General features: G+C 67.9%; 1 protein-coding gene. It reads left to right on the forward strand.

Going from position 1 to position 591, the window contains the following annotated elements; all coding sequences use genetic code 11:
- On the forward strand, positions 1 to 591 hold a 591-nt coding region (locus EN969_RS34320), incomplete at both ends, for a cobaltochelatase subunit CobN (protein WP_206525372.1).

Below are 591 nucleotides of genomic sequence, written 5' to 3' on the forward strand. Positions count from 1 at the left end.
CCGCGGCCGCCCCGTCGACCGCCGCGCCGACTACCACGACCCGACGCTGCCCCCGCGCCATGCGCTGATCGCCTTCGGCCTCTGGCTGCGCAAGTCGCTCGGCGTCCACGCGCTGGTCCATGTCGGCGCCCATGGCACGCTTGAATGGCTGCCGGGCAAAACCGTTGCTCTGTCGGAAAACTGCTTTCCGGAGATCGTCACCGGTCCCCTGCCCGTCATCTATCCCTTCATCGTCTCCAACCCGGGCGAAGCGGCGCAGGCCAAGCGGCGCATTGCCGCCGTCACCCTTGGCCATTTACCGCCACCGCTGACCGGCGCCGGGCTGGACGAAAACCAGCACAAGCTCGAGCGGCTGGTCGACGAATATGCGCAGGCCGACGGGCTCGACCGTCGCCGCCGTGACCGACTGGCGAAACTGATCGTCGACACCGCGCAAAAAACCGGTCTCGCCTCCGAAGCCGGCGTTGCCAGAACCGACGCGCCCGACGAGGCCTTGCGCCGCATCGATGCCTGGCTCTGCGACCTCAAGGATTTCGCCATCAAGGACGGGCTGCATATCTATGGCCGCGCTCCGGAGGATGAGCCGGACGC

The organism is Mesorhizobium sp. M7A.F.Ca.CA.003.01.2.1 (assembly GCF_003998945.1).
GTDB classification, from domain to species: Bacteria; Pseudomonadota; Alphaproteobacteria; order Rhizobiales; family Rhizobiaceae; genus Mesorhizobium; species Mesorhizobium ciceri.